1 protein-coding gene is annotated in these 545 nt (G+C 58.2%); it reads left to right on the forward strand.

Annotation, left to right across the window (positions count from 1 at the left end):
• Window positions 1-110 precede the first annotated feature (110 nt).
• Window positions 111-545: transposase (locus tag P1T08_18940; protein MDF1598146.1), on the forward strand; the 435-nt coding region annotated here is incomplete at its 3' end.

The raw sequence follows: 545 nt of genomic DNA on the forward strand, positions 1-545 counted from the left end.
CGCCAGCCGGCTCTGAGAACCCTGAGGTTCTCGCCAGGGACACCTGTTTTCATCGTCGCGCTGTTTCATCTATTCCTGAAGATGTTCTTCCTTCCCTGGAGCCTGTGCTGTTGCAGCTCGAGGTGCTCGAGGCAGGCATCCGTGACAGTGACCGTAAGATCGAGGAGATGGCACTGGATCTGGAGGGTGTGGACATTCTGACGTCAGTCACGGGTGTGGGGAACCTGACGGCGGTGGCTTACGTTTTGACCCTTGGTGATCCATCCCGGTTTCCCAGGAGCCGGATATTGGGTTCGTTTTTAGGGTTGCGTCCGAAGCGGGACCAATCTGGAGAGAGGGACAAACAGTTGCCCATCACCCTTGCGGGCGATGCTTACCTTCGGAGCCTTCTTGTCGGTAGCGCCCATTATATCCTTGGCCCTTTCGGTCCGGACTCGGCTTTGCGGCGCTGGGGGCTTGGTTTAGCCGAGCGAGGTGGTAAGGCGGCAAAGAAGCGTGCTGTGGACCATCTTGTCCGGCATGGTTGTTCTTTGGCTGCTCCAGGC

This window comes from Acidimicrobiia bacterium, assembly GCA_029210695.1.
Classification (GTDB): Bacteria; Actinomycetota; Acidimicrobiia; order Spongiisociales; family JAHEDJ01; genus JAHEDJ01.